The following is a 23,167-nucleotide window of genomic DNA, read 5'->3' on the forward strand; positions in this document are numbered from 1 at the left end:
GTCCCTTGGTGTTGTTATTGGATTTGGGGCAGTGCAAGGGTGCAGGGTTGTCGCTGTTGTTGTGGTGACTGCTTGGTCAGGGCTCAGGATGCGCGAGGCAGAGCGGTTTTTTGTGTCGTTTGCCAGCGCGTCGAGGGCCGGATTCGGCTGTTGCGTGAACGCTTGCAGCCGAATCGGCTGTCGCGACATGGATTTATGGAAGTGCGACAGCCGATTCCGTCAGGCCTTCGCTGTACCTGTAGGAGATCACCCAGCCCTTTCGGGCTGCGCTGTCGCGCAGGGAACTGGGCACGAAGCCGCCGCGGCCCCTGTGGGAGCGGGCTTGCCCGCGAACACCGGCGAAGCCGGTGCCAGACACCGCGTCGCCTGCTTCGCGGGCAAGCCCGCTCCCACAGGTCCCTGCTAAATCAATGAATTATGTGCAGTTCTATGAGAGCCGGCTTGCCGGCGATAGCGCCCGCAAGGGCGATGCAAATCTGTGCGGCCGCATCGCCGGCAAGCCGGCTCCTACAGGGGGCGTGTCAGGCTGCGTTGGCCTTGCGCTCGGCCGCCGCCGGGCGCAGCAGCGCGAACAGATCCTTCGGGTTGGCCAACTCCGGCACCAGCGCGATGTCCTCGCCGATATCCAGCGCCTTGGCCACATCCAGCACATAGCGCAGCGCCGAGTAGTCCTCGATGGCAAAGCCCACCGAATCGAACAGGGTCACCTGCGCGGCGTCCTCCCGCCCGGCAGCGCTGCCCTCGACCACCTGCCAGAACTCGGTGGTCGGCGAGCCGGCCGGCAACTGCTGGATTTCGCCTTCGATGCGGCTTTGCGGCTCGTACTCGACGATCACCCGGGCGCGCTCGACGATGTCGCGGTGCAGCTCGGTCTTGCCCGGGCAGTCGCCGCCCACGGCGTTCAGGTGCATGCCCGGCTCGATCATCTCGGGGCTGAGGATGGTGGCGTAGGCCTTGTCGGCGGTTACCGTGGTGACGATGTCGGCGCCGCGCACCGCATCGGCCACGCTGGTGGCGATGCGCAGTTTCAGCTGTGGGTAGCCGGCCAGGTTGGCGGCGAGTTTTTCCGACGCGGCGCAGTCGATGTCGAACAGGCGAACCTCGTCGATACCCAGCAGGGTGTGGAAGGCGATGGCCTGGAATTCGCTTTGCGAGCCGTTGCCGATCAGCGCCATGCTGCGGCTGCCTTCACGGGCCAGGTAGCGGGCGGCCAGGGCCGAGGTGGCGGCGGTGCGAATGGCCGTGGTCAGGGTCATTTCGCTGAGCAGCACCGGCGCGCCGGTGTCGACATCGCCCAGGGCGCCGAAGGCCATTACCGTGAGCAGGCCGTCGTGGGTGTTCTTCGGGTGGCCGTTGACGTACTTGAAGGCGTACAGGTTGGCGTCGGATACCGGCATCAGCTCGATCACCCCGTCTGTCGAATGGTTGGCCAGGCGCGGGCATTTTTCGAAGGCGTGCCAGCGCAGGTAGTCCTGGCGGATGTATTCGGCCATTTCACCAAGGCAGGTGGGCAGGCCTTTGCGGTTGACCAGGCGGGCGAGGGCGGGCACGTCTATATAGCGGGTCATGGTGGTTCTCCTTGGCTGTCAGTGGCGCGAAGGCAGGTGCACTTCGGCGAGCATGCAGCGGGCGCTGCCGCCGCCGATGCGTTCGATATGGTCGATGTTCACCACCAGCGGGCGGCTGTGGCGCTGCACCTGGCGGCGTTGGCCGGCGTCCAGCGAGCCCCAGGCGCTGCGCGACATCACCAGCAGCGGCTGGCCGTCGCGGTCGTGCACCTCGAGCATGTTGCCGGCGAAGCGCTCCAGCTGGTCGAAGCCCAGGGCCAGCAGCTCTTTGCCGGTGTCGCGCAGGGAGCGTTCGAGGGCCTGGCGTTCGTCGGCGTGGGGCAGGGCGTCGAGGCAGGCCACGGCCAGCTGGCGGCCGACGTTCATCATCACGTTGCTGTGGTAGATGGGCGCCTGCTGGCGGTCCACGGCGTGGAACAGGCACAGCTGGTAGTCGAGCTGTTCGGCGAACTGGCGCAGGGCTTGTTCGTGGGTGCGCCCGGAGTGGCAGGCGTAGCTGATGCGGTGTTCGCGGTCCAGCACCATGCTGCCGGTGCCTTCGAGGAACAGGTTGTGCTGCTCCAGCGGGGTGAGGTCGACGGTGCGCTGGATGGCGAAGCGCTCCTCGAGCACTTGCAGCACGCCCTTGCCGCGCTCCAGGCGGCGGTTTTCGCCTTGCATGGGGTAGAGCACCAGGCTGCCGTCGGCGTGGCTGCTCCACCAGTTGTTGGGGAAGATCGAGTCGGGGGTGTGGGGCTCGGGGGTGTCCTGCACCACCAGCACCTCGACGCCGTGCTGGCGCAGGCTGTCGACGTAGCCGTCGAACTCTTCCAAGGCCTTGGCGCTGGCGGCTTGCGGGTCCAGCGGGGCTTGCTGGAAGCGGTTGTTGGCGGCGGTGTCGGGGTTGAAGGCGAACCGCGCCGGGCGAATCATGAGGACGGTATTTGTTGTTTGCATTGGGGCACGCATCCACGGGGGGGGGGCTGTGTGGCCATTGTCCGGTGGATGGCGGGGGAATCCCCGCTGAAGCGGGCGGGGTGGGCAGCGGGGGTGGCTGAAAAGGTGGGTTTGGCAGCGGAATCGGCTGTAGCGGTTTTGGCGCACATCCCCTGTAGGAGATTACCTAGCCCTGCGGGCTGCGCGGTCGCGCAGAGAACTGGTCTCGCAGGTGTACTGTGGCCCCTGTGGGAAGCGGCCTTGCCGGGGCGCCGTCCGGTCGAGATGGGCTGCGCAGCAGCCCCTGCAATTTTGCATGAGACTGAGGCCCTGGGGCCGCTTCGCGCCCCATCTCGACCGGACGGCGCCCCGGCAAGGCCGCTTCCCACAGAGACCGTGTTAAATCAATGAGTTGTAGTTTGTTCTATGAGAGCCGGCCTGAAGGTTGGGAGTATCAGTCTGTGGGCACTCTCCCCTGTTCGCGCAGGCGCTTGTACAGGGTGGTGCGGCTGATACCCAGCACTCGTGCCACCGACGACAGGTTGCCATTGGCCTGGCGTAGCAGTTCGTCGAGGTCTGTAGGGCTTTGGGCCGTGTCAGTTGGCGCCTGGGCTTCGGTGAGGAAGTTCACCGGCAGGTGCTCGAGTTCGATCGGGCCGTTGCCTGCCAAGGCCAACGCCACTTGCATCACGCTGACCAGCTCGCGGATGTTGCCCGGCCATGGGTGGCTTTCGAGCAGGGCCAGAATCGCTGCCGGCAAGCGTTCGGGCTGCCCCGGCTCGCGGTAGCGCCGGTGCACCTGCTGGATCAGCATCCGCCGGTCGCTGCGCTCGCGCAACGGTGGCAATACCAGCGCAAGCCCGGCAATGCGGTAGTAGAGGTCCTGGCGAAAACGCCCGGCGCGCACGTCGGCGGCCAGGTCGCGGTTGCTGGCCGAGACCACGCGAATATCCACCGCCACCGGCTCGCCGCTGCCCAGCGGCTGGATGCTGCGGCTTTGCAGCACGCGCAGCAGGCGGGCCTGGGTGGCCAGGGGCATGTCGCCGATCTCGTCGAGAAACAGCACGCCACCGTCGGCCTTGCGGATCAGCCCGCTGTTGCCTTTATGGTGGGCGCCGGTGAAGGCGCCCTTTTCGTAGCCGAACAGTTCCGACTCCACCAGCTCGGCCGGAATGGCGGCGCAGTTCACCGCGATCAACGGCTGGCGCGCGCGGCTGCTGGCCTGGTGCAGGGCGTTGACGAACACCTCCTTGCCCACGCCGGTTTCGCCCTGCACCAGCAGCGGGATGTCCTTTTCCAGCAGCAGGCCGGCCTGGGCCAGGGCCTTGGCCAACCGTGGGTCGGTGGCCGCGGGCGCTGCCCGTGGCGGTTGCTGGCGCGGGGCGTGCCATTGGCAGTGCAGGCGCTGGCCGCCCTGGGTGTGCAGGGCGAACGGGCGGCCTTCGGGGTGTTCAAGGAGCTGGCGCAGCGGCTGCTGGAACAGGCGCTCCAGGCTTTGCTGGCGCGGGTCGCCGCCCAGCAGGCTGTCGGCGCGGTGGTTGGCGGCTTGCACCTGGCCGCATTCGTCGAACAGCAGCAGGCCGGCCCAGGGGCTGTCGAGGTTGTCGGCGGCGCTGTTGAACCGCAGCTGCCAGTGCTGCGCGCCGGGGCCGCTGAGGATCAGGCGGTTTTCCAGGCTCTGGCTGAGCATGCGCACCAGGCCCAGGGTCTGCGTGGCGGGCAGGTAGCCGTCGCTGGCCACATCGAGCACGCCTACCAGGCGCCGCTCATGGTCGAACAGCGGGGCGGCGGCACTGGCCATGTAGCGGTTCTGGCGCAGGAAGTGCTCGTCCTGGCCGACGTGGATGGCCTCGCCACACACCAGCGCAGTGCCCAGGGCATTGGTGCCCACGCCTTGCTCGCACCAGCTCGCGCCGGGGATAAACGCATGCTGCTGGCGCGGCTCGACGAAGCGCCGGGTGCCCCAGGCTTCCAGCAGGCAGCCACTGGCATCGCCGAGCATCACCAGATGGCTGGCGTTGGCCAGCAGGTGGGCATGGTGCGGCAGCACATCGTCGCGGGTCAGGCGCAGCAGGGCCTGGTGGCGTTCGAGCAGGGCGCTCAGCTCGGCGCCGGTCAGGCAGTCGAAGTCGGGGGCGTGCTGGGGTTGCAGGCCGTGGTCGCGGCAGCGCGCCCAGGAGGCCTGGATCAGTTGGGCATGGGTGGCAGTGGAAGGGGCCATGGGCCTGTCCTGTGTCTTGTTGTTGTTCTTGTTGGTGTTCTACCGGCCGCGTTTGAGTGTCGTTCAGGGTTGTTCAATGTCAAACCCCGGGGTGTTCATTTGTTCAGCGAAGCTGTTCACATCTGAACAAGGCCGCGGGAGTTGCGACGGGCTCAGGGCCGGGCCAGAGCCTGTGCGCCGAACTGGCACGGTTCTGGCTCCGTTCGGCGGACAACAATCAGAAAAGGCGCCGCCATGTCCCTGGTGCTGGAGCAGGTCAGCCGCAGTGTCGATGAACAGGTCTGGATACATGACGCCAGCCTGCGGTTCGAACCCGGCTCGTTCAATGTGTTGCTGGGCCGCACCCTGGCCGGCAAGACCAGCCTGATGCGGCTGATGGCCGGGCTCGACCGCCCGGACCATGGCCGCGTGCTGATGGACGGTGAAGACGTCACCGGCCGCCCGGTGCGTCTGCGCAACGTGTCGATGGTGTATCAGCAGTTCATCAACTACCCCACGCTGACGGTGTTCGAGAACATCGCCTCGCCGCTGCGCCAGGCGCGCATGGCCGAAGCCGAGGTGCAGCGCCGGGTGCGCGAAACCGCGCAGATGCTGCGCATCGAGCCGTACCTTGCGCGCCTGCCGCTGGAGCTGTCGGGCGGGCAGCAGCAACGCACGGCCATGGCCCGGGCGCTGGTCAAGGATGCGTCGCTGATTCTGTTCGACGAGCCGCTGGTCAACCTCGACTACAAGCTGCGCGAGGAGCTGCGCCAGGAACTGCGGGCGCTGTTCGCCGCGCGCAACTGCATTGCCGTGTACGCCACCACCGAGCCCAACGAGGCCCTGGCGCTGGGCGGCACCACCACCTTGCTGCACGAGGGCCGGGTGATCCAGAGCGGGCCCACCGCCGAGGTGTACCAGCGCCCGGGCAGTGTGCTGGCTGCCGAGCTGTTCAGCGAACCGCCGATCAACCTGGTGCCCGGCAGCCTCAGGGGCAATGAGGTGAGCCTGGCGGGTGCGGTGCACTTTGCCCGCAGCGCTGCCCTGCGCGAGCTGCCCGACGGCGATTACCGCTTCGGCATCCGCCCCAGCCACCTCACGCTGGTGCCGTCCGGCGATGACGACCTGGAGCTGTCGGTGCTGGTGGAACTGGCCGAGATCAGTGGCTCGGAAACCTTCCTGCATGTGCGCAACGACCACTGGCGGATGATCCTGCACCTGCCCGGGGTGCACGAGTATCAGGTGGACACGCCGATCCGCGTGTTCATCCCCACCCACAAGCTGTTCCTCTTCGACAGCCGTGATGCGCTGGCGCAGGCCCCGGGGCCGCGCCAGGCGAGGAGTGCCTGATGGCCGAGATCCGCCTGCGCCAGCTGGCCCACAGCTACAGCCGCACCCCGGCCAGCGCCGCCGACTATGCCCTGCACGAGCTCGAGCATGTGTGGGAGCAGGGCGGTGCCTACGCCTTGCTGGGGCCCTCGGGCTGCGGCAAGTCGACCTTGCTCAATATCATTTCCGGGCTGCTCAGCCCGTCCCATGGCGAGGTGCTGTTCGACGGCAAGGCGGTCAACGCCCTGACGCCGCAGCAGCGCAACATCGCCCAGGTGTTCCAGTTCCCGGTGGTGTACGACACCATGAGCGTGTTCGACAACCTGGCCTTCCCCTTGCGCAACCAAGGGCTGGACGAGGCGCGGGTACGGGCGCGGGTGGAGGAGATCGCCGAGGTGCTCGATCTGGCCGCGGTGCTCAAGCGCAAGGCGCGCAACCTCAGCGCCGATGAGAAACAGAAGGTCTCCATGGGCCGTGGGCTTGTGCGTGACGATGTGTCGGCAATCCTGTTCGACGAGCCGCTGACGGTAATCGACCCGCACCTCAAGTGGAAGCTGCGGCGCAAGCTCAAGCAGATCCACGAGCAGTTCAACATCACCATGATCTACGTCACCCACGACCAGCTGGAGGCCTCGACCTTCGCCGACAAGATTGCGGTGATGCACGGCGGGCGCATCGTCCAGTTCGGCACCCCGCGCGAGTTGTTCGAACGCCCGCGGCACACCTTCGTGGGTTACTTCATCGGCAGCCCCGGGATGAACCTGATCGATGTGCGGGCCGAGGCCGACGGGGTGAGTTTCGGCGGCCTGCACCTGCCGTTGCCGGAGGGCCTGCGCGAGCGCCTGGCGGCCACCCCTGGTGGACGCCTGCAGGTGGGTATTCGCCCGGAATTCGTGCAGGTGTGGGAGCAGCCGCTGGTGGAGGCCCATGAGGCGCGGGTGCTGGATGTCGAAGACCTGGGTACCTACCGCATCGTCACCCTGGAGCTGGCTGGGGTGACGCTGAAGGCACGCCTGGGCGAGGATCGCCCGCTGCCCACCGGTACGGCCTGGGTCGGCCTGCCGCCGCAGTGGTTGATGCTGTACCTCGATGACGTACTGCTGGAGGCCGGGCCATGAACAAGGTGCACAACAACAAGGCCTGGTGGCTGGTGCTGCCGGTGTTTGTGCTGGTGGCATTCAGCGCCGTGGTGCCGATGATGACCGTGGTCAACTATTCGGTGCAGGACATCTTCGACGCCTCCAACCGCTACTTCGTCGGCGCCGACTGGTACCGCCAGGTGCTGCGCGACCCGGCCCTGCACGACGCGCTGCTGCGCCAGTTCATCTACTCGGCCTGTGTGCTGGCCATCGAGATCCCGCTGGGCATCGCCATCGCCCTGACCATGCCCACCCGCGGGCGCATGGCGTCGGTGTGCCTGATCGTCATGGCCATCCCGCTGCTGATCCCGTGGAACGTGGTGGGCACCATCTGGCAGATTTTCGGCCGCGCCGACATCGGCCTGATGGGCGCCACCCTGGCCAAGCTGGGCATCAACTACAACTATGCCGGCGACCCGTTCGACGCCTGGGTGACGGTGCTGGTGATGGATGTGTGGCACTGGACCTCACTGGTGGCGCTGCTGTGCTACTCGGGGTTGCGCGCCATCCCTGACGTGTACTACCAGGCCGCGCGCATCGACCGTGCCTCGGGTTGGGCGGTGTTCCGGCATATCCAGTTGCCCAAGCTCAAGAGCGTGCTGCTGATTGCGGTGATGCTGCGCTTCATGGACAGCTTCATGATCTACACCGAGCCGTTCGTGCTCACCGGCGGCGGGCCGGGCAACGCCACCACCTTCCTCAGCCAGACCCTCACGCGCATGGCGGTGGGGCAGTTCGACCTGGGGCCGGCGGCGGCGTTCTCGCTGGTGTATTTCCTGATCATCCTGCTGGTGTCGTGGCTGTTCTACACAGCCATGACCCACGCCGACAAGGAGTAGCGCCATGAGCAAACGCAAGAGCATGGCCCTGGCGCTGTACTTCTTCTTTCTGCTGGTGCCGATCTACTGGTTGCTGAACATGTCGTTCAAGAGCAACACCGAGATCCTTGGCGGGCTGACGCTGTGGCCGCAAGCGTTCACGCTGGACAACTACCGGGTGATCTTCACCGACCCCAGTTGGTACAACGGCTACCTCAACTCGCTGTATTACGTGTGCCTGAACACGGTGATTTCGCTGGCGGTGGCGTTGCCGGCGGCTTATGCGTTCTCGCGCTATCGCTTTTTGGGTGACCGGCACCTGTTCTTCTGGTTGCTGACCAACCGCATGGCGCCGCCTGCGGTGTTCCTGCTGCCGTTCTTTCAGCTGTATTCGTCGATCGGGCTGTTCGACACCCATATCGCCGTGGCGCTGGCCCACTGCCTGTTCAACGTGCCGCTGGCGGTGTGGATTCTTGAGGGCTTTATGTCCGGGGTACCGAAGGAAATCGACGAAACCGCCTACATCGATGGCTACAGCTTCCCGCGCTTCTTCGTGAAAATTTTCGTTCCGTTGATCGGTTCGGGCATCGGTGTCACGGCGTTCTTCTGCTTCATGTTCTCGTGGGTGGAGCTGCTGCTGGCGCGCACCCTGACCTCGGTGAACGCCAAGCCGATCGCGGCGGTGATGACCCGCACGGTGTCGGCTTCAGGTATCGACTGGGGGGTGCTGGCGGCCGCCGGGGTGCTGACCATCCTGCCGGGCATGCTGGTGATCTGGTTCGTGCGCAACCATGTGGCCAAGGGCTTTGCCCTGGGCCGGGTGTAAGGAGGGCGGGTGATGGAGTGGATGGCCTGGACCTTGCCGACCGCGTTGTTCTTTGCCGGGGTCGGGGTGTTGCTGGCGTGCATGACTGTGTTCGAGCTGCGCCGCCCGTGCCTTGAGCGGCGTGGCTTTTTGCCGATCGCCACGACCCGTGGCGACCGTTTGTTCATCGGCCTGCTGGTTAGCGCCTACCTGCACCTGTTGCTGGCGGGGCTGAGCGACGGGCCGTTGTGGGTGGCCTCGCTGCTGTCGCTGGCGTGGCTGGTGGTGGTGCTGCGCTGGGGCTGAACCTGGGCAGGGAGGGTGACCTGTGTGGGAGCGGGCTTGCCCCGCGATGGCGCCCGCACGGGCAACACGAAGGCTTCTTCAATCGGGAGTTCACAATGTTCGATAACAACGACAAACGGCGACATTTGACCCTGGCCGCGCTGCTGGTGCTGGCCGGCGTGCACGGCACGGCCTGGGCCGACCAGTACGAGGACGCGGCAAAAAAATGGATCGGCAGCGAGTTCAAGCCTTCCACCCTGAGCGCCGAGCAGCAGCTCGACGAGCTCAAGTGGTTCATCAAGGCCGCCGAACCGTTCCGTGGCATGAAGATCAATGTGGTGTCGGAAACCCTCACCACCCACGAGTACGAGTCCAAGGTGCTGGCCAAAGCCTTCAGCGAGATCACCGGCATCCAGCTGACCCACGACCTGCTGCAGGAAGGCGATGTGGTGGAGAAGCTGCAGACGCAGATGCAGTCGGACAAGAACATCTACGACGGTTGGGTCAACGACTCTGACTTGATCGGCACGCACTTTCGCTACGGCAAGGTGGAGTCGATCACCGACATGATGGCCAACGAGGGCAAGAACTTCACCTCGCCGACCCTGGACCTGAAGGACTTCATCGGCATCTCCTTCACCACTGCGCCGGACGGCAAGGTGTACCAGCTGCCCGACCAGCAGTTCGCCAACCTGTACTGGTTTCGCGCCGACTGGTTCGAGCGGCCCGAGCTGAAAGCCAAGTTCAAGGAAAAGTACGGCTACGAGCTGGGCGTGCCGGTGAACTGGTCGGCCTATGAGGATATCGCCAAGTTCTTCAGCGAGGACGTGAAGGAGATCGACGGCAAGCGGGTGTACGGCCACATGGACTACGGCAAGAAGGACCCGTCGCTCGGCTGGCGTTTCACTGATGCCTGGTTCTCCATGGCCGGTGGCGGCGACAAGGGCCTGCCCAACGGCCTGCCGGTGGACGAATGGGGTATTCGCGTGGAGGACTGCCACCCGGTGGGCTCCAGCGTGACCCGTGGTGGTGACACCAACGGCCCGGCGGCGGTGTTCGCTACCCAGAAGTACGTGGACTGGATGCGTGCCTATGCGCCCAAGGAAGCCCAGGGCATGACCTTCTCCGAGTCCGGGCCGGTGCCGGCCCAGGGCAACATCGCCCAGCAGATCTTCTGGTACACCGCCTTTACCGCCGACATGACCAAGCCGGGGCTGCCGGTGGTCAACGCCGACGGCACGCCGAAGTGGCGCATGGCGCCGTCGCCCAAGGGGCCGTACTGGGAGGAGGGGATGAAGCTTGGCTACCAGGACACCGGCTCCTGGACCTTCTTCAAATCGACCCCGGAGAAGCAGCGCCTGGCGGCTTGGCTGTATGCGCAGTTCGTGACGTCCAAGACCGTGTCGCTTAAAAAGACCATCGTCGGCCTGACGCCGATCCGCGAGTCGGACATCAACTCCCAGGCCATGACTGACCTTGCGCCCAAGCTGGGCGGGTTGGTGGAGTTCTACAGAAGCCCGGCACGGGTGCAGTGGACGCCCACCGGCACCAACGTGCCGGACTACCCACGGTTGGCGCAGTTGTGGTGGAGCCATATCGCCGAGGTGGCCAGTGGCGAGAAAACCCCGCAAGAGGCGCTGGATGGGTTGGCTCGCGATCAGGACCGCATGATGGAGCGCCTGCAGCGTTCCAACGCCCAGGCCACCTGTGCGCCCAAGCTCAACCCCGAGCGTGATGCGCAGTACTGGTTCGACCAACCGGGGGCGCCGAAGCCCAAACTTGCCAACGAGAAGCCCCAGGGCGAGACGGTGAGCTACAACGAGCTGCTCAAGTCGTGGGAGGCGATGCGCAAGTGATCGGCCAGGGCTGAGCAAGCCGGCTCCTACAGGTACAGCGCAGGCCTGAAGGTTATGCGCTCACTGTGGGAGCGGGCTTGCCCGCGAAGAGGCCGGCAAAGCCACAACACAAACCACAGGCAAAAAAAACGGCACCTGCCTGAGGTGCCGTTTTTTGTCCACGCCGTCGTGCTTACTTGTGCAGCTCTTCAGCCGCATACAGCGTGTTTTCCAGCAGGCACGCCCGGGTCATCGGGCCAACGCCGCCCGGCACCGGGGTGATCCAGCCGGCGCGGGGCAGGGCGGTCTCGTAGACCACATCGCCCACCAGCTTGCCGTCTTCCTGGCGGTTGATGCCCACGTCGATGACGATGGCGCCTTCCTTGACCCACTCACCCTTGACCAGGCCCGGCTTGCCGGCGGCAACCACCAGCAGGTCGGCGCGGCCGACGTGGCCGGCGAGGTCTTTGGTGAAGCGGTGGCAGACGGTGATGGTGCAGCCGGCCAGCAGCAGCTCCATGGCCATGGGGCGGCCAACGATGTTGGAGGCGCCGACGATCACTGCGTTCATGCCGTACAAGTCCTGGCCGGTGCTTTCCAGCAGGGTCATGATGCCCTTCGGGGTGCACGGGCGCAGCAGCGGGATGCGCTGGGCCAGGCGGCCGATGTTGTAAGGGTGGAAGCCGTCGACGTCTTTGTCGGGGCGGATGCGCTCGAGCAGCAGGGAGGCGTCCAGATGCGCCGGCAGCGGCAGCTGCAGCAGGATGCCGTCGACGGCCGGGTCGTCGTTGAGGCGGTCGATCAGGTCGGTCAGGGCTTGCTGCGTGGTATCGCTGGGCAGGTCGAACGCTTGCGAGATGAAGCCGACTTCCTCGCAGTCCTTGCGCTTGTGCGATACATAGACTTGAGAGGCCGGGTCGGTACCGACCAGGATCACAGCCAGGCCTGGGGTACGCAGGCCCTGCTGGCGGCGCTCGGCGACACGTTGGGCGATCTGCTTGCGCAGGTTGGCGGCGATCGCCTTGCCATCGATAAGGTGTGCAGTCATAGACGCGTGATTAACCATCGAGAGAGGAACATGAAGAAGCGCGCATTCTCGCACGACACGGCGCAAGGGCAAAGGCGCGTGGTCGGGCAAATTCCCTAACCCCTTCAATAATTTAAATTTTTTAGAGAAAGGTGTTGACGGGTCAGAGGGTCGTCTATAAGATTCGCCGCACTTGTCGGGCACTGCCTGGCACGGGTTGGCAAAGTTGGTTTGTTCCAACTGTACGCTTAAGCGCCCGTAGCTCAGCTGGATAGAGCATCCGCCTTCTAAGCGGATGGTCGCAGGTTCGAGTCCTGCCGGGTGCGCCATTAAGGCCTGGGCAAGTAAGCAGTACCGCAATATGGTGGGCGTAGCTCAGTTGGTAGAGCGCTGGATTGTGATTCCAGTTGTCGTGGGTTCGATTCCCATCGTCCACCCCAGATTCTGCAGAGGCGCCTCGATTGAACGATCCGGCGCCTTTGTTTTTGAGTTGCATGCGGACGTGGTGAAATTGGTAGACACACTGGATTTAGGTTCCAGCGGCGCAAGCTGTAAGAGTTCGAGTCTCTTCGTCCGCACCATGTTTCTGTGAAGTTGTAGGTGTTGTACCGCGTTATGGTGGGCGTAGCTCAGTTGGTAGAGCGCTGGATTGTGATTCCAGTTGTCGTGGGTTCGATTCCCATCGTCCACCCCATATTTTTCGAAGGCGCCTTGGTCGTGAGACCGGGCGCCTTTGTCGTTTCTGGCGTTCGCGCTTTTCGGTCTCTGGTGGCCGTGTAATAAAAGCTGATAAATTTTAGCCGGTTTAGCGTCCGGCAGTAGTTGTCGGCAGAGGAATAGCGCAAATGATCGCAAAAGAAGCGCGCCAGGCCCTGGCGCTGCAACGGTTCGCCGAACAAAACCCGCAATTGCTCGAGGAGGTCCGCGAACTGGATGCCCGTGAGCAGGCCCAGCAGATCGAGTGGGCGTTCGAGGATGCCGCCGACGAGCAGGGCGTGCAGCCCTGGGAGTACGCGTTGCAGCTGATCGCCGAATCGCCTGAGCAATTAAAGGCCATGCGTATGGAAACCCATCGCGAGGTGGCCGAGGCGCTGGGGCTGGAGTGGGAAGAGTATTGCCAGTTCAATGAGATTGAGCCGGAGTAGGGGTTGTGTGAGGGCTTTCGCCGGGCACTTGAAGATTTTCACGCCATCCCCCTTGAAAACCCTGAAAAAAATCCCATATCCCAGCCAGCTGTTGTTTGTTTGACAAGGTTTTGCAACTGCGCGCCATCAACGCCGCCGCGCAGTCACTGTTTGAACAGGCTCGACGCCACGGGGCGCGGGCCTTCCAGGGAAATCGACCGGCGTAGATAACCGACAATCCGGGTGGGGTGACTTCTGCTGCATGAGTCACTAGAATGCTTGCCCTTGATTCTGGAGTCGGGCTATCGCCGGCTAACGTCTGTGCAACGAGGAATATCCATGCAAGTTTCTGTTGAAAACACTTCCGCTCTCGAGCGCCGCATGACCATCGCCGTTCCGGCCGAGCGCGTCGAGAACGAAGTCAACAAGCGTCTGCAGCAGACTGCCAAGCGCGCCAAGGTTGCCGGCTTCCGCCCAGGCAAGGTGCCAATGAGCGTGATCCGCCAGCGTTTCGAAGCTGACGCCCGTCAGGAAGCCTTCGGTGATCTGGTCCAGGCCTCCTTCTACGAAGCCATCGTCGAACAAAAACTGAACCCGGCCGGCGCCCCAGCCGTTGAGCCCAAGTCGTTCGAAAAAGGCAAGGACCTCGAGTTCGTTGCCATCTTCGAAGTCTTCCCGGAGTTCACCGTTGCCGGTTTCGACTCGATCGCCGTGGAGCGCCTGAGCGCCGAGGTGGCTGACGCCGACCTGGACAACATGCTGGAAGTGCTGCGCAAGCAGAACACCCGTTTCGAAACCGTCGAGCGCGCTGCTCAGAGCGACGACCAGGTCAACATCGACTTCGTCGGTAAGGTTGACGGCGAAGTGTTCGCCGGTGGTTCGGCCAAGGGCACCCAGCTGGTACTGGGCTCCGGCCGCATGATCCCGGGCTTCGAAGATGGCCTGGTTGGCGCCAAGGCCGGTGAAGAGCGCGTTGTCAACGTGACCTTCCCAGAGGACTACCAGAACCTCGACCTGGCTGGCAAAGCCGCCGAGTTCACCATTACCGTCAACAGCGTTTCGGCCCCTGCGCTGCCAGAACTGAACGAAGAGTTCTTCGCCCAGTTCGGTATCAAAGAGTCGACCCTGGAAGGCTTCCGCACCGAAGTTCGCAAGAACATGGAGCGTGAACTGCGCCAGGCCATCAAGGCCAAGGTCAAGAATCAGGTCATGGACGGTCTGCTGGCCGCCAACCCGATCGAAGTGCCGAAAGCCCTGCTGGAAAACGAAGTCAACCGTCTGCGCGTGCAGGCTGTTCAGCAGTTCGGTGGCAACATCAAGCCTGAGCAACTGCCGGCCGAGCTGTTCTCCGAGCAAGCCAAGCGCCGCGTGGTGCTGGGCCTGATCGTCGCCGAAGTGGTCAAGCAGTTCGACCTGAAGCCGGACGAAGCCGAAGTGCGCAAGGTCATCGAGGAAATGGCTTCGGCCTACCAAGAGCCTGAGCAGGTCGTTGCCTGGTACTACAAGAACGACCAGCAACTGAACGAAGTTCGTTCGGTTGTACTGGAAGAACAAGTTGTAGATACTGTTCTGCAGAAAGCGACTGTGACAGACAAGTCGGTTTCGTACGAAGAGGCCGTCAAGCCAGCACAGGCACCTGCCGAAGCTGAGTAACAGGCTTCTCTCGTAAGAAACCTCCACAAGCCAGCCTTCGCGCTGGCTTGTGCGTATTCAAGCCATGACTATTTGGGAGTGAGCGCAGGACATGTCCCGCAATTCTTATATTCAGCAGAGCTCTGACATCCAGGCCGCAGGCGGCCTGGTCCCGATGGTTATCGAGCAGTCCGCCCGTGGCGAACGCGCCTACGACATCTATTCGCGCCTCTTGAAGGAGCGGGTGATCTTCCTGGTCGGCCCTGTAGAGGACTACATGGCCAACCTGGTAGTGGCGCAGCTGCTGTTCCTTGAAGCGGAAAACCCGGACAAGGATATCCATCTGTACATCAACTCGCCGGGCGGTTCGGTGACTGCGGGCATGTCGATCTACGACACCATGCAGTTCATCAAGCCGGACGTCTCGACCATCTGCATCGGCCAGGCCTGCAGCATGGGTGCCTTCCTGCTCGCCGCTGGTGCGGCCGGCAAGCGCCACTGCCTGCCGAACTCGCGGGTGATGATTCACCAGCCGCTGGGCGGCTTCCAGGGTCAGGCCACCGACATCGAGATCCACGCCCAGGAAATCCTCAACATCAAGGCGCGCCTGAACGAGCTGCTGGCCCACCACACCGGCCAGGATCTGGAGACCATCAAGCGCGACACCGAGCGTGACAACTTCATGAGCGCCCAGCGCGCGGCCGAGTACGGCCTGATCGACTCGGTTTACGACAAGCGGCAACTGGCATCCTGAAGCAATGCGCCAGAGCGGGCGGGCGCAGATTGCGCCCACCCGCGGACTTGAAAAAGCCAGCGATTGCCTTCATCTTGTGTTTCAAGCCTACCGGATTGGATCGATCGAATGACTGACACCCGTAACGGCGAGGACAGCGGCAAATTGCTCTATTGCTCCTTCTGCGGCAAAAGCCAGCACGAAGTGCGCAAGTTGATTGCCGGCCCCTCGGTATTTATCTGCGACGAGTGCGTCGACCTGTGCAACGACATCATCCGTGAGGAGGTGCAGGAAGCCCAGGCCGAGAGCAGCGCGCACAAACTACCCTCGCCGAAAGAAATCAGCACAATCCTGGACCAGTACGTCATTGGTCAGGAGCGCGCGAAAAAGGTGCTTGCCGTAGCGGTGTACAACCACTACAAGCGCCTGAACCAGCGTGACAAGAAGGGCGACGAAGTCGAACTCGGCAAGAGCAACATCCTGCTGATCGGGCCTACCGGCTCGGGCAAGACCCTGCTCGCCGAAACCCTTGCACGCCTGTTGAACGTACCGTTCACCATCGCCGACGCCACTACCCTGACCGAAGCCGGTTACGTGGGTGAGGACGTCGAGAACATCATTCAGAAACTGCTGCAAAAGTGCGACTACGACGTGGAAAAGGCCCAGATGGGCATTGTCTACATCGACGAGATCGACAAGATTTCGCGCAAGTCGGACAACCCGTCCATCACCCGTGACGTATCGGGCGAGGGTGTGCAGCAGGCGCTGTTGAAGCTGATCGAAGGCACCGTGGCCTCCGTGCCGCCCCAGGGTGGGCGCAAGCACCCGCAACAGGAATTCCTGCAGGTTGATACCCGCAATATCCTGTTCATTTGCGGTGGCGCCTTCTCGGGCCTGGAAAAGGTCATCCAGAACCGCTCCACCAAGGGTGGCATCGGTTTTGGTGCTGAAGTACGCAGCAAGGAAGAGGGCAAGAAGGTCGGCGAATCGCTGCGCGAAGTCGAGCCGGACGATCTGGTCAAGTTTGGCCTGATTCCCGAGTTTGTCGGTCGTCTGCCGGTGCTGGCCACCCTCGACGAGCTTGATGAAGCTGCGCTGATGCAGATTCTCACCGAGCCGAAGAACGCCCTGACCAAGCAGTACGCCAAGCTGTTCGAAATGGAGAGCGTCGACCTTGAGTTCCGCAGCGATGCGCTCAAGGCCGTTGCGCGCAAGGCCCTGGAGCGCAAAACCGGCGCCCGTGGCCTGCGTTCCATCCTCGAAGGCGTGTTGCTTGACACCATGTACGAGATTCCTTCGCAGAAGGAAGTCAGCAAGGTGGTGATCGACGAGAGCGTCATCGAAGGCACTTCGCAGCCGCTGCTGATCTACGAGAACAGCGAGCCGCAAGCCAAGGCCGCCCCCGACGCCTGATCGGGCAAGGGTAGCCACTCAGAAAGGGGCCTTCGGGCCCCTTTTTGCATTTCGTGGACTCGGCGCTTGTAATTTCAAATTGCTGCCCCCACATTAGCCCCAAGCACCATTTCCACCGGTTTCCGGCCACAAGGCCGCTGTAGAGGCGAAATCATGAAGACCACCCTCGACTTGCCTCTTTTGCCATTGCGCGACGTTGTCGTCTATCCGCACATGGTCATCCCACTGTTCGTGGGGCGTGAGAAGTCCATCGAAGCCCTCGAGGCGGCGATGACGGGCGAGAAGCAGATCCTCCTGCTGGCCCAGAAGAACCCTGCCGACGACGATCCGGGCGAAGACGCCCTGTACCGCGTCGGTACCATCGCCACCGTGCTGCAACTGCTCAAGCTGCCTGATGGCACCGTCAAGGTGCTGGTCGAGGGCGAGCAGCGCGGTGCGGTCGAGCGCTTCAACGAGGTTGAGGGGCACGTGCGTGCCGAAGTCAGCCTGATCGACGAAACCGAGGCCGCCGAGCGCGAGTCCGAGGTGTTCGTGCGCACCCTGCTGTCGCAGTTCGAACAGTACGTGCAACTGGGCAAGAAAGTCCCGGCCGAGGTTCTGTCTTCGCTGAACAGCATCGAGGAGCCGGGCCGCCTGGTCGACACCATGGCCGCGCACATGGCCCTGAAGATCGAGCAGAAGCAGGAAATTCTCGAGATCGTCGACCTGCAGGCCCGCGTCGAGCACGTGCTGGCCCTGCTGGACGCCGAAATCGACCTGCTGCAGGTGGAAAAGCGCATCCGCGGCCGGGTCAAGAAGCAAATGGAGCGCAGCCAGCGCGAGTACTACCTGAATGAGCAGATGAAGGCCATTCAGAAGGAGCTCGGCGACGGCGACGAAGGCCACAACGAAATCGAAGAGCTGAAAAAGCGCATCGATGCCGCTGGCCTTCCGAAAGACGCCCTGACCAAGGCCCAGGCCGAGCTGAACAAGCTCAAGCAGATGTCGCCGATGTCGGCCGAGGCCACCGTGGTGCGTTCGTACCTCGACTGGCTGGTGCAGGTACCGTGGAAGGCCCAGAGCAAGGTGCGCCTGGATCTGACCAAGGCCGAAGAGATCCTCGATTCCGACCACTACGGCCTGGAAGAGGTGAAAGAGCGCATCCTCGAATACCTCGCCGTGCAAAAGCGCGTGAAGAAGATCCGCGGCCCGGTGCTGTGCCTGGTCGGCCCGCCTGGTGTGGGCAAGACCTCGCTGGCCGAGTCGATCGCCGCTGCCACCAACCGCAAGTTCGTGCGCATGGCCCTGGGCGGCGTGCGTGACGAGGCCGAGATTCGTGGCCACCGCCGTACCTACATCGGCTCGATGCCGGGCCGGCTGATCCAGAAGATGACCAAGGTGGGTGTACGCAACCCGCTGTTCCTGCTCGACGAGATCGACAAGATGGGCAGCGACATGCGTGGCGACCCGGCCTCGGCGCTGCTGGAGGTGCTCGACCCCGAGCAGAACCACAATTTCAACGACCACTACCTGGAAGTCGACTTCGACCTCTCGGACGTGATGTTCCTGTGCACCTCGAACTCGATGAACATCCCGCCGGCGCTGCTCGACCGCATGGAAGTCATCCGCCTGCCGGGTTACACCGAAGACGAGAAGATCAACATCGCGGTCAAGTACCTGGTACCCAAGCAGGTCAAGGCCAACGGCCTGAAAAAGGACGAGCTGGAGGTGGATGTCACCGCGATCCGCGACATCATCCGCTACTACACCCGCGAAGCCGGTGTGCGTGGCCTGGAGCGCCAGATCGCCAAGGTCTGCCGCAAGGTGGTCAAGGAGCACACCGGGCAGAAGCAGGTGAAGGTCAAGGTCACCGGCGAGCAGCTCGAGCACCTGCTGGGCGTGCGCAAGTTCCGTTACGGGCTGGCTGAACAGCAAGACCAGATCGGCCAGGTGACCGGCCTTGCCTGGACGCAAGTGGGCGGCGAACTGCTGACCATCGAGTCGGTGGTCATCCCTGGCAAGGGTCAATTGATCAAGACAGGCTCGCTAGGCGACGTCATGGTCGAGTCGATCACCGCCGCGCAAACCGTGGTGCGTAGCCGCGCGAAAAGCCTGGGGATCGCTGCAGACTTCCACGAAAAGCACGACGTTCACATCCACATGCCCGAAGGCGCCACCCCCAAGGATGGCCCGAGCGCGGGTATTGGCATGTGCACCGCACTGGTGTCGGCCCTGACCCAGATCCCGGTGCGCGCAGACGTTGCGATGACCGGCGAAATCACCCTGCGCGGCCAGGTACTGGCCATTGGCGGGTTGAAGGAAAAACTGCTGGCGGCACACCGTGGCGGCATCAAGACGGTGATCATCCCTGAGGAGAATGTTCGCGACCTCAAGGAAATTCCGGAAAATATCAAACAGGATCTTCAAATCAAACCGGTCAAATGGATTGACGAAGTCCTCCAAATTGCGCTGCAATACGCCCCGGAGCCCTTGCCAGATGTGGCTCCTGAGATTGTCGCGAAAGATGAAAAGCGCGACGGCGATGCTAAGGAAAGAATCAGCACGCACTAGTACGTATTTCGTTGGGGGGCGTTGGTTGACAGCTTTTTCGGGGCCTTGCTATAAAGCGGCACGCCAAATGTCACCAGGCCACCTAACGCTCGTTTCATAAGCTTTTCATTACATACTTAGAAACAAACTCAATAGAGATATAAGGGGACTTAGAGTGAACAAGTCGGAACTGATTGACGCTATCGCCGTATCTGCTGACATTTCCAAAGCTGCCGCTGGCAAAGCTCTGGACGCTGTCATCGACTCCGTGACCGGTGCCCTGAAAGCAGGCGACGACGTCGTTCTGGTTGGCTTCGGTACCTTCTCGGTCAAAGAGCGCGCAGAGCGCACCGGCCGTAACCCGCAAACCGGCAAGGCGATCAAGATCGCTGCTGCCAAGGTTCCAGGTTTCAAGGCTGGCAAAGGCCTGAAAGACGCCGTCAACTAAGTCGTCTTTCAGCCGGCCAGGGCTTGCCCCGGCCGACCGCGTGACGGCGGGTCGCAAACGTTCCCGCTGGCACGCTCGCTTCGAGAAGGCGCATCCACTGGATGCGCCTTTCTTCTATCAGGACTCTACCCACGCTCCGCGGTTGTCGACGCAGTGGTACAACCGTTTCTGGGGGACGCATGCTGCAGAATATCCGGGACAATTCACAAGGTTGGATTGCCAAGACCATCATTGGCCTCATCGTCGTACTGATGGCGCTGACTGGCTTCGAGGCCATTTTCCAGGCCGCCAGCCACAGCCAGGACGCCGCCAAGGTGAACGGCCAGACCATCAGCCAGAACGAGCTGAGCCAGGCCGTCGACATGCAGCGCCGCCAGCTGATGCAACAGCTGGGCAAGGACTTCGACCCGGCCCTGCTCGACGAGAAAATGCTGCGCGAAGCCGCGCTCAAGGGGCTGATCGACCGCAAGCTGCTGTTGCAGGGCGCCGAAGACGCCAAGTTCGCTTTCTCCGAAGCCGCGCTGGATCAACTGATCCTGCAGACGCCCGAATTCCAGGTTGATGGCAAGTTCAGTGCCGAGCGTTTCGACTCGGTGATTCGCCAGATGGGCTACGGCCGCATGCAGTTCCGCGAGATGCTCGCCCAGGAAATGCTCATCGGCCAGCTGCGCACCGGCCTTGCCGGCAGCAGCTTCGTCACTGACAAGCAGGTGGAGGCCTTCGCCCGCCTGGAGAAGCAGACCCGCGATTTCGCCTCGCTGACCTTCAAGGCCGACCCGGCCGCGATCAAGGTGGGCGACGATGAGGTCAAGGCGCACTATGACCAGCACGCCAAGGAGTTCATGACCCCCGACCAAGTGGTCATCGACTACATCGAGCTGAAGAAGGCGGCCTTCTTCGACCAGGTCAAGGTCAACGATGACGAGCTCAAGGCCCTGTACGAGAAGGAAATTGCCAACCTCGCCGAGCAGCGTCGTGCAGCGCACATCCTGATCGAGGTCAACGACAAGACCAGCGATGCCCAGGCCAAGGCGCGCATCGAAGAAATCCAGCAGCGCCTGAACAAGGGTGAAGACTTCGCCAAGCTGGCCAAGGAGTTCTCCCAGGACCCGGGCTCGGCCAGCGCTGGCGGCGACCTGGGCTTCGCCGGCCCCGGCGTTTACGACCCTGCCTTCGAAGAAGCCCTGTACAAGCTGAACAAGGACCAGGTATCGGCCCCGGTGCATACCGAATATGGCTACCACCTGATCAAGCTGCTGGGTGTCGAAGCGCCGGACGTACCGAGCTTCGCCAGCCTGAAAGACAAGCTGACCCACGAGCTGAAGACCCAGCAGGTGGAGCAGCGCTTCGTCGAGGCCACCAAGCAGCTCGAAGACGCCGCCTTCGAAGCCTCCGACCTGGCCCAGCCGGCCCAGGACCTGGGCCTGAAGGTGCACACTTCGGCGCCGTTCGGCCGCGAGGGTGGCGAGGGCGTGACTGCCAACCGCGCCGTGGTACAGGCCGCGTTCAGCGAAGAAGTCATGGATGAGGGCGCCAACAGCAACGGCATCGAGCTGGATCCGGAAACCGTGGTGGTGCTGCGCGTCAAGGAACACCGCAAGCCTGAGCAACTGCCGCTCGAGGCCGTGGCCAGGAACATCAGCCAGCAGCTGGCCAAGGACAAGGCGACTGCCGAACTCAAGGCCAAGGCCGACAAGCTGGTCGCCGGCCTGCGTGACGGTTCGGTCAAGCCTGCCAGCCAGAGCTGGAAGGTGCAGGAAGCGGCTACCCGTGGCCAGGACGGTATCGACCCGGCCGAGCTGCAGGCAGTGTTCCGCCTGGGCAAGCCTGAGTCCAAGGACAAGCCGGTGTACGGCAGTGTGGTGCTGGGTGATGGCAGCCTGGTTGTGCTGCAGCTCAGGGGCGTCAACGAAGGCGCTGCCGCCACCGACGAAGAGAAAGCGCAGATCCGCCGCTACCTCGCTTCGCGTGCCGGTTCGCAAGACTTCGCGGCGTTCCGCAAGCAACTGGAAGCCAAGGCTGACGTCACTCGCTACTGAGTACCCCAGCCACCACGAAACAGGCCGCGCAAGCGGCCTGTTTCGTTTCTGCAGTTCAGAAGCGCCACACACATGACCCTGTAGGAGATCACCCAGCCCTTTCGGGCTGCGCGGTCGCGCAGAAAACTAGTCTCGCAGATGCACCGTGGTCCCTGTGGGAAGCGTGTTAAATCAATGAGTTGTAGTTTGTTCTATGAGAGGCGGCCTTCACCCTACCGCCTCACCCCCTCATGGCTATCCAGCGTATCCCGCGCAATCTCACGCCCCAGGGCAATCAGCTCCGGCGCCTTGTAGAACTCGAAGAACCGGCATACCCGCTTGGGTACGTTGATCAGCACGTCCGGTGGGTAGCCGGCAATCTTGTACTGCGCAAGCGACGTTTGCATCACCTCGAAACTCTGGTTGATCAAATCCAGCAGTGACGCCGGCCCCACGTTGTCGATGATGAAAGAGCCGGTGGCCGACTTCGGCGCGCCTTCGCTTTGCGGTGCCGCCGCCGGTTGCTGAGCCTCAGGCTTGGCGCCGTCGGCCAGCCAAGGGTTGGGTGACGCCATGCCTTCGGCGTTGATCTCCTGGTCCAGGCGCAGCAACTGCTCGGCAGGCTTGCGGCGGAACGGCATGCGCGAGCCCAGCGAACTGATCAGCGCATCGAAACGCATACGGAACGCCGCTGGCCGTTCGATCACCGGCAACTGGTACTGCTTCTGGTTGGTGGCGTTGAGGTTGACCGCGATGATCAGGTCGCAATGGCTGGACACCACCGGCACAATCGGCAGCGGGTTGAGGATGCCGCCGTCGACCAACATGCGGTTGCCTTGCACCACCGGGGTGAACAGGCTGGGGATCGCCGCCGAGGCACGCATGGCCTGGTGCAGGCAGCCTTCCTGGAACCAGATCTCCTGCTGGTTGGTGAGGTCGGCAGCCACCGCCGTGTAGGGGATGCGCAGCTGTTCGATGTTGATCTCACCGACGATCTTGCGAATTTGCCCGAACACCTTGTCGCCGCGGATGGCACCCAGGCGAAAGCTCACATCCACCAGGCGCAGCACGTCGAGGTAGTCCAGGCTCTCGATCCAGCTGCGGTATTCGTCGAGCTTTCCGGCGGCGTAAATACCGCCGATCACCGCCCCCATTGAGCACCCGGCGATGCAGGCGATCTCGTAGCCGCGCCGCTCGATTTCTTCGATCACACCGATGTGTGCATACCCCCGGGCACCGCCCGATCCCAATACTAGCGCTACACGTTTGCTCATGTTTTCCCCCGGTAGCTGTGCAACCATGGTCCAACAATGCACCCATCGCCCCCTGTGCTTCAATGTAGCCCGCGC

At 63.2% G+C, this 23,167-nt stretch carries 18 protein-coding genes and 4 tRNA genes; 17 read left to right on the forward strand and 5 right to left on the reverse strand.

What is annotated here, in order from left to right; translation table 11 throughout:
- Positions 1-521 precede the first annotated feature (521 nt).
- The 3 genes from ocd to KSS93_RS12250 all read right to left on the reverse strand — a co-directional run bounded on the left by ocd (position 522) and on the right by KSS93_RS12250 (position 4,704).
- Positions 522-1,568, reverse strand: coding sequence for an ornithine cyclodeaminase (gene ocd / locus KSS93_RS12240; RefSeq protein WP_217888477.1), 1,047 nt, complete (start codon positions 1,566-1,568; stop codon positions 522-524).
- A gap of 18 nt (positions 1,569-1,586) precedes the next feature.
- Positions 1,587-2,504, reverse strand: coding sequence for a citrulline utilization hydrolase CtlX (ctlX, locus tag KSS93_RS12245; RefSeq protein WP_217888478.1), 918 nt, complete (start codon positions 2,502-2,504; stop codon positions 1,587-1,589).
- Between the two features lie 433 nt (positions 2,505-2,937).
- On the reverse strand, positions 2,938-4,704 hold the full coding sequence (locus KSS93_RS12250; protein WP_217888479.1) for a sigma-54-dependent Fis family transcriptional regulator: 1,767 nt from the start codon (positions 4,702-4,704) through the stop codon (positions 2,938-2,940).
- Positions 4,705-4,938: 234 nt separating this feature from the next.
- Here KSS93_RS12250 and KSS93_RS12255 point away from each other — a divergent pair, with 234 nt between their 5' ends.
- The 6 genes from KSS93_RS12255 to KSS93_RS12280 all read left to right on the forward strand — a co-directional run bounded on the left by KSS93_RS12255 (position 4,939) and on the right by KSS93_RS12280 (position 10,915).
- A complete protein-coding gene (locus KSS93_RS12255; protein ID WP_217888480.1) occupies positions 4,939-6,033 on the forward strand; it encodes an ABC transporter ATP-binding protein in 1,095 nt (364 codons plus the stop codon).
- Positions 6,033-7,130, forward strand: a complete 1,098-nt coding sequence (locus tag KSS93_RS12260; RefSeq protein WP_217888481.1) for an ABC transporter ATP-binding protein — start codon at positions 6,033-6,035, stop codon at positions 7,128-7,130. The genes KSS93_RS12255 and KSS93_RS12260 overlap by 1 nt, the downstream gene beginning before the upstream one ends.
- Positions 7,127-7,990 (forward strand): carbohydrate ABC transporter permease, encoded by an 864-nt coding sequence (locus tag KSS93_RS12265; RefSeq protein WP_217842670.1) that lies wholly within the window; start codon positions 7,127-7,129, stop codon positions 7,988-7,990. Before KSS93_RS12260 ends, KSS93_RS12265 begins: the two co-directional genes overlap by 4 nt.
- 4 nt (positions 7,991-7,994) lie before the next feature.
- The gene (locus KSS93_RS12270) at positions 7,995-8,795 is read left to right on the forward strand and encodes a carbohydrate ABC transporter permease (protein WP_217888482.1); all 801 of its coding nucleotides are present in this window, start codon (positions 7,995-7,997) and stop codon (positions 8,793-8,795) included.
- A 12-nt stretch (positions 8,796-8,807) separates the two neighbouring features.
- A complete protein-coding gene (locus KSS93_RS12275) occupies positions 8,808-9,080 on the forward strand; it encodes a DUF2160 domain-containing protein (RefSeq protein WP_217888483.1) in 273 nt (90 codons plus the stop codon).
- 95 nt (positions 9,081-9,175) lie between these two features.
- Positions 9,176-10,915 (forward strand): ABC transporter substrate-binding protein, encoded by a 1,740-nt coding sequence (locus tag KSS93_RS12280; protein WP_217888484.1) that lies wholly within the window; start codon positions 9,176-9,178, stop codon positions 10,913-10,915.
- Positions 10,916-11,087: 172 nt separating this feature from the next.
- On the opposite strand, the gene folD is transcribed toward KSS93_RS12280, so the two are convergent.
- Complete coding sequence (gene folD / locus KSS93_RS12285; RefSeq protein WP_217888485.1) at positions 11,088-11,942, reverse strand: bifunctional methylenetetrahydrofolate dehydrogenase/methenyltetrahydrofolate cyclohydrolase FolD; 855 nt, start codon at positions 11,940-11,942, stop codon at positions 11,088-11,090.
- Positions 11,943-12,173: 231 nt separating this feature from the next.
- Here folD and KSS93_RS12290 point away from each other — a divergent pair.
- The 11 genes from KSS93_RS12290 to KSS93_RS12340 all read left to right on the forward strand — a co-directional run bounded on the left by KSS93_RS12290 (position 12,174) and on the right by KSS93_RS12340 (position 21,839).
- A tRNA-Arg gene (locus tag KSS93_RS12290) sits at positions 12,174-12,250 on the forward strand.
- A 35-nt stretch (positions 12,251-12,285) separates the two neighbouring features.
- Positions 12,286-12,361, forward strand: a tRNA-His gene (locus KSS93_RS12295).
- 56 nt (positions 12,362-12,417) lie between these two features.
- Positions 12,418-12,502, forward strand: a tRNA-Leu gene (locus KSS93_RS12300).
- 37 nt (positions 12,503-12,539) lie between these two features.
- Positions 12,540-12,615 (forward strand) — tRNA-His (locus KSS93_RS12305).
- A 151-nt stretch (positions 12,616-12,766) separates the two neighbouring features.
- Positions 12,767-13,066, forward strand: a complete 300-nt coding sequence (locus tag KSS93_RS12310; RefSeq protein ID WP_217888486.1) for a DUF6388 family protein — start codon at positions 12,767-12,769, stop codon at positions 13,064-13,066.
- A gap of 318 nt (positions 13,067-13,384) precedes the next feature.
- Positions 13,385-14,698 carry a trigger factor gene (gene tig, locus KSS93_RS12315; protein ID WP_217888487.1) on the forward strand — a complete coding sequence of 438 codons (1,314 nt, stop codon included), beginning with the start codon at positions 13,385-13,387 and terminating at the stop codon, positions 14,696-14,698.
- Positions 14,699-14,789: 91 nt separating this feature from the next.
- On the forward strand, positions 14,790-15,431 hold the full coding sequence (gene clpP, locus KSS93_RS12320) for an ATP-dependent Clp endopeptidase proteolytic subunit ClpP (RefSeq protein ID WP_166888479.1): 642 nt from the start codon (positions 14,790-14,792) through the stop codon (positions 15,429-15,431).
- A 108-nt stretch (positions 15,432-15,539) separates the two neighbouring features.
- Positions 15,540-16,823, forward strand: coding sequence for an ATP-dependent Clp protease ATP-binding subunit ClpX (clpX, locus tag KSS93_RS12325; protein WP_217888488.1), 1,284 nt, complete (start codon positions 15,540-15,542; stop codon positions 16,821-16,823).
- A 153-nt stretch (positions 16,824-16,976) separates the two neighbouring features.
- On the forward strand, positions 16,977-19,373 hold the full coding sequence (gene lon, locus KSS93_RS12330) for an endopeptidase La (RefSeq protein ID WP_217888489.1): 2,397 nt from the start codon (positions 16,977-16,979) through the stop codon (positions 19,371-19,373).
- Between the two features lie 154 nt (positions 19,374-19,527).
- Complete coding sequence (gene hupB / locus KSS93_RS12335; RefSeq protein WP_054883552.1) at positions 19,528-19,800, forward strand: nucleoid-associated protein HU-beta; 273 nt, start codon at positions 19,528-19,530, stop codon at positions 19,798-19,800.
- Positions 19,801-19,979: 179 nt separating this feature from the next.
- Complete coding sequence (locus KSS93_RS12340) at positions 19,980-21,839, forward strand: SurA N-terminal domain-containing protein (protein WP_217888490.1); 1,860 nt, start codon at positions 19,980-19,982, stop codon at positions 21,837-21,839.
- Between the two features lie 212 nt (positions 21,840-22,051).
- Here the strand turns inward: KSS93_RS12340 and KSS93_RS12345 are convergent, their stop codons facing one another.
- Complete coding sequence (locus tag KSS93_RS12345; RefSeq protein ID WP_217888491.1) at positions 22,052-23,092, reverse strand: patatin-like phospholipase family protein; 1,041 nt, start codon at positions 23,090-23,092, stop codon at positions 22,052-22,054.
- Between the last annotated feature and the right edge of the window lie 75 nt (positions 23,093-23,167).

It is taken from the genome of Pseudomonas xanthosomatis, assembly GCF_019139835.1.
GTDB lineage: Bacteria > Pseudomonadota > Gammaproteobacteria > Pseudomonadales > Pseudomonadaceae > Aquipseudomonas > Aquipseudomonas fakonensis.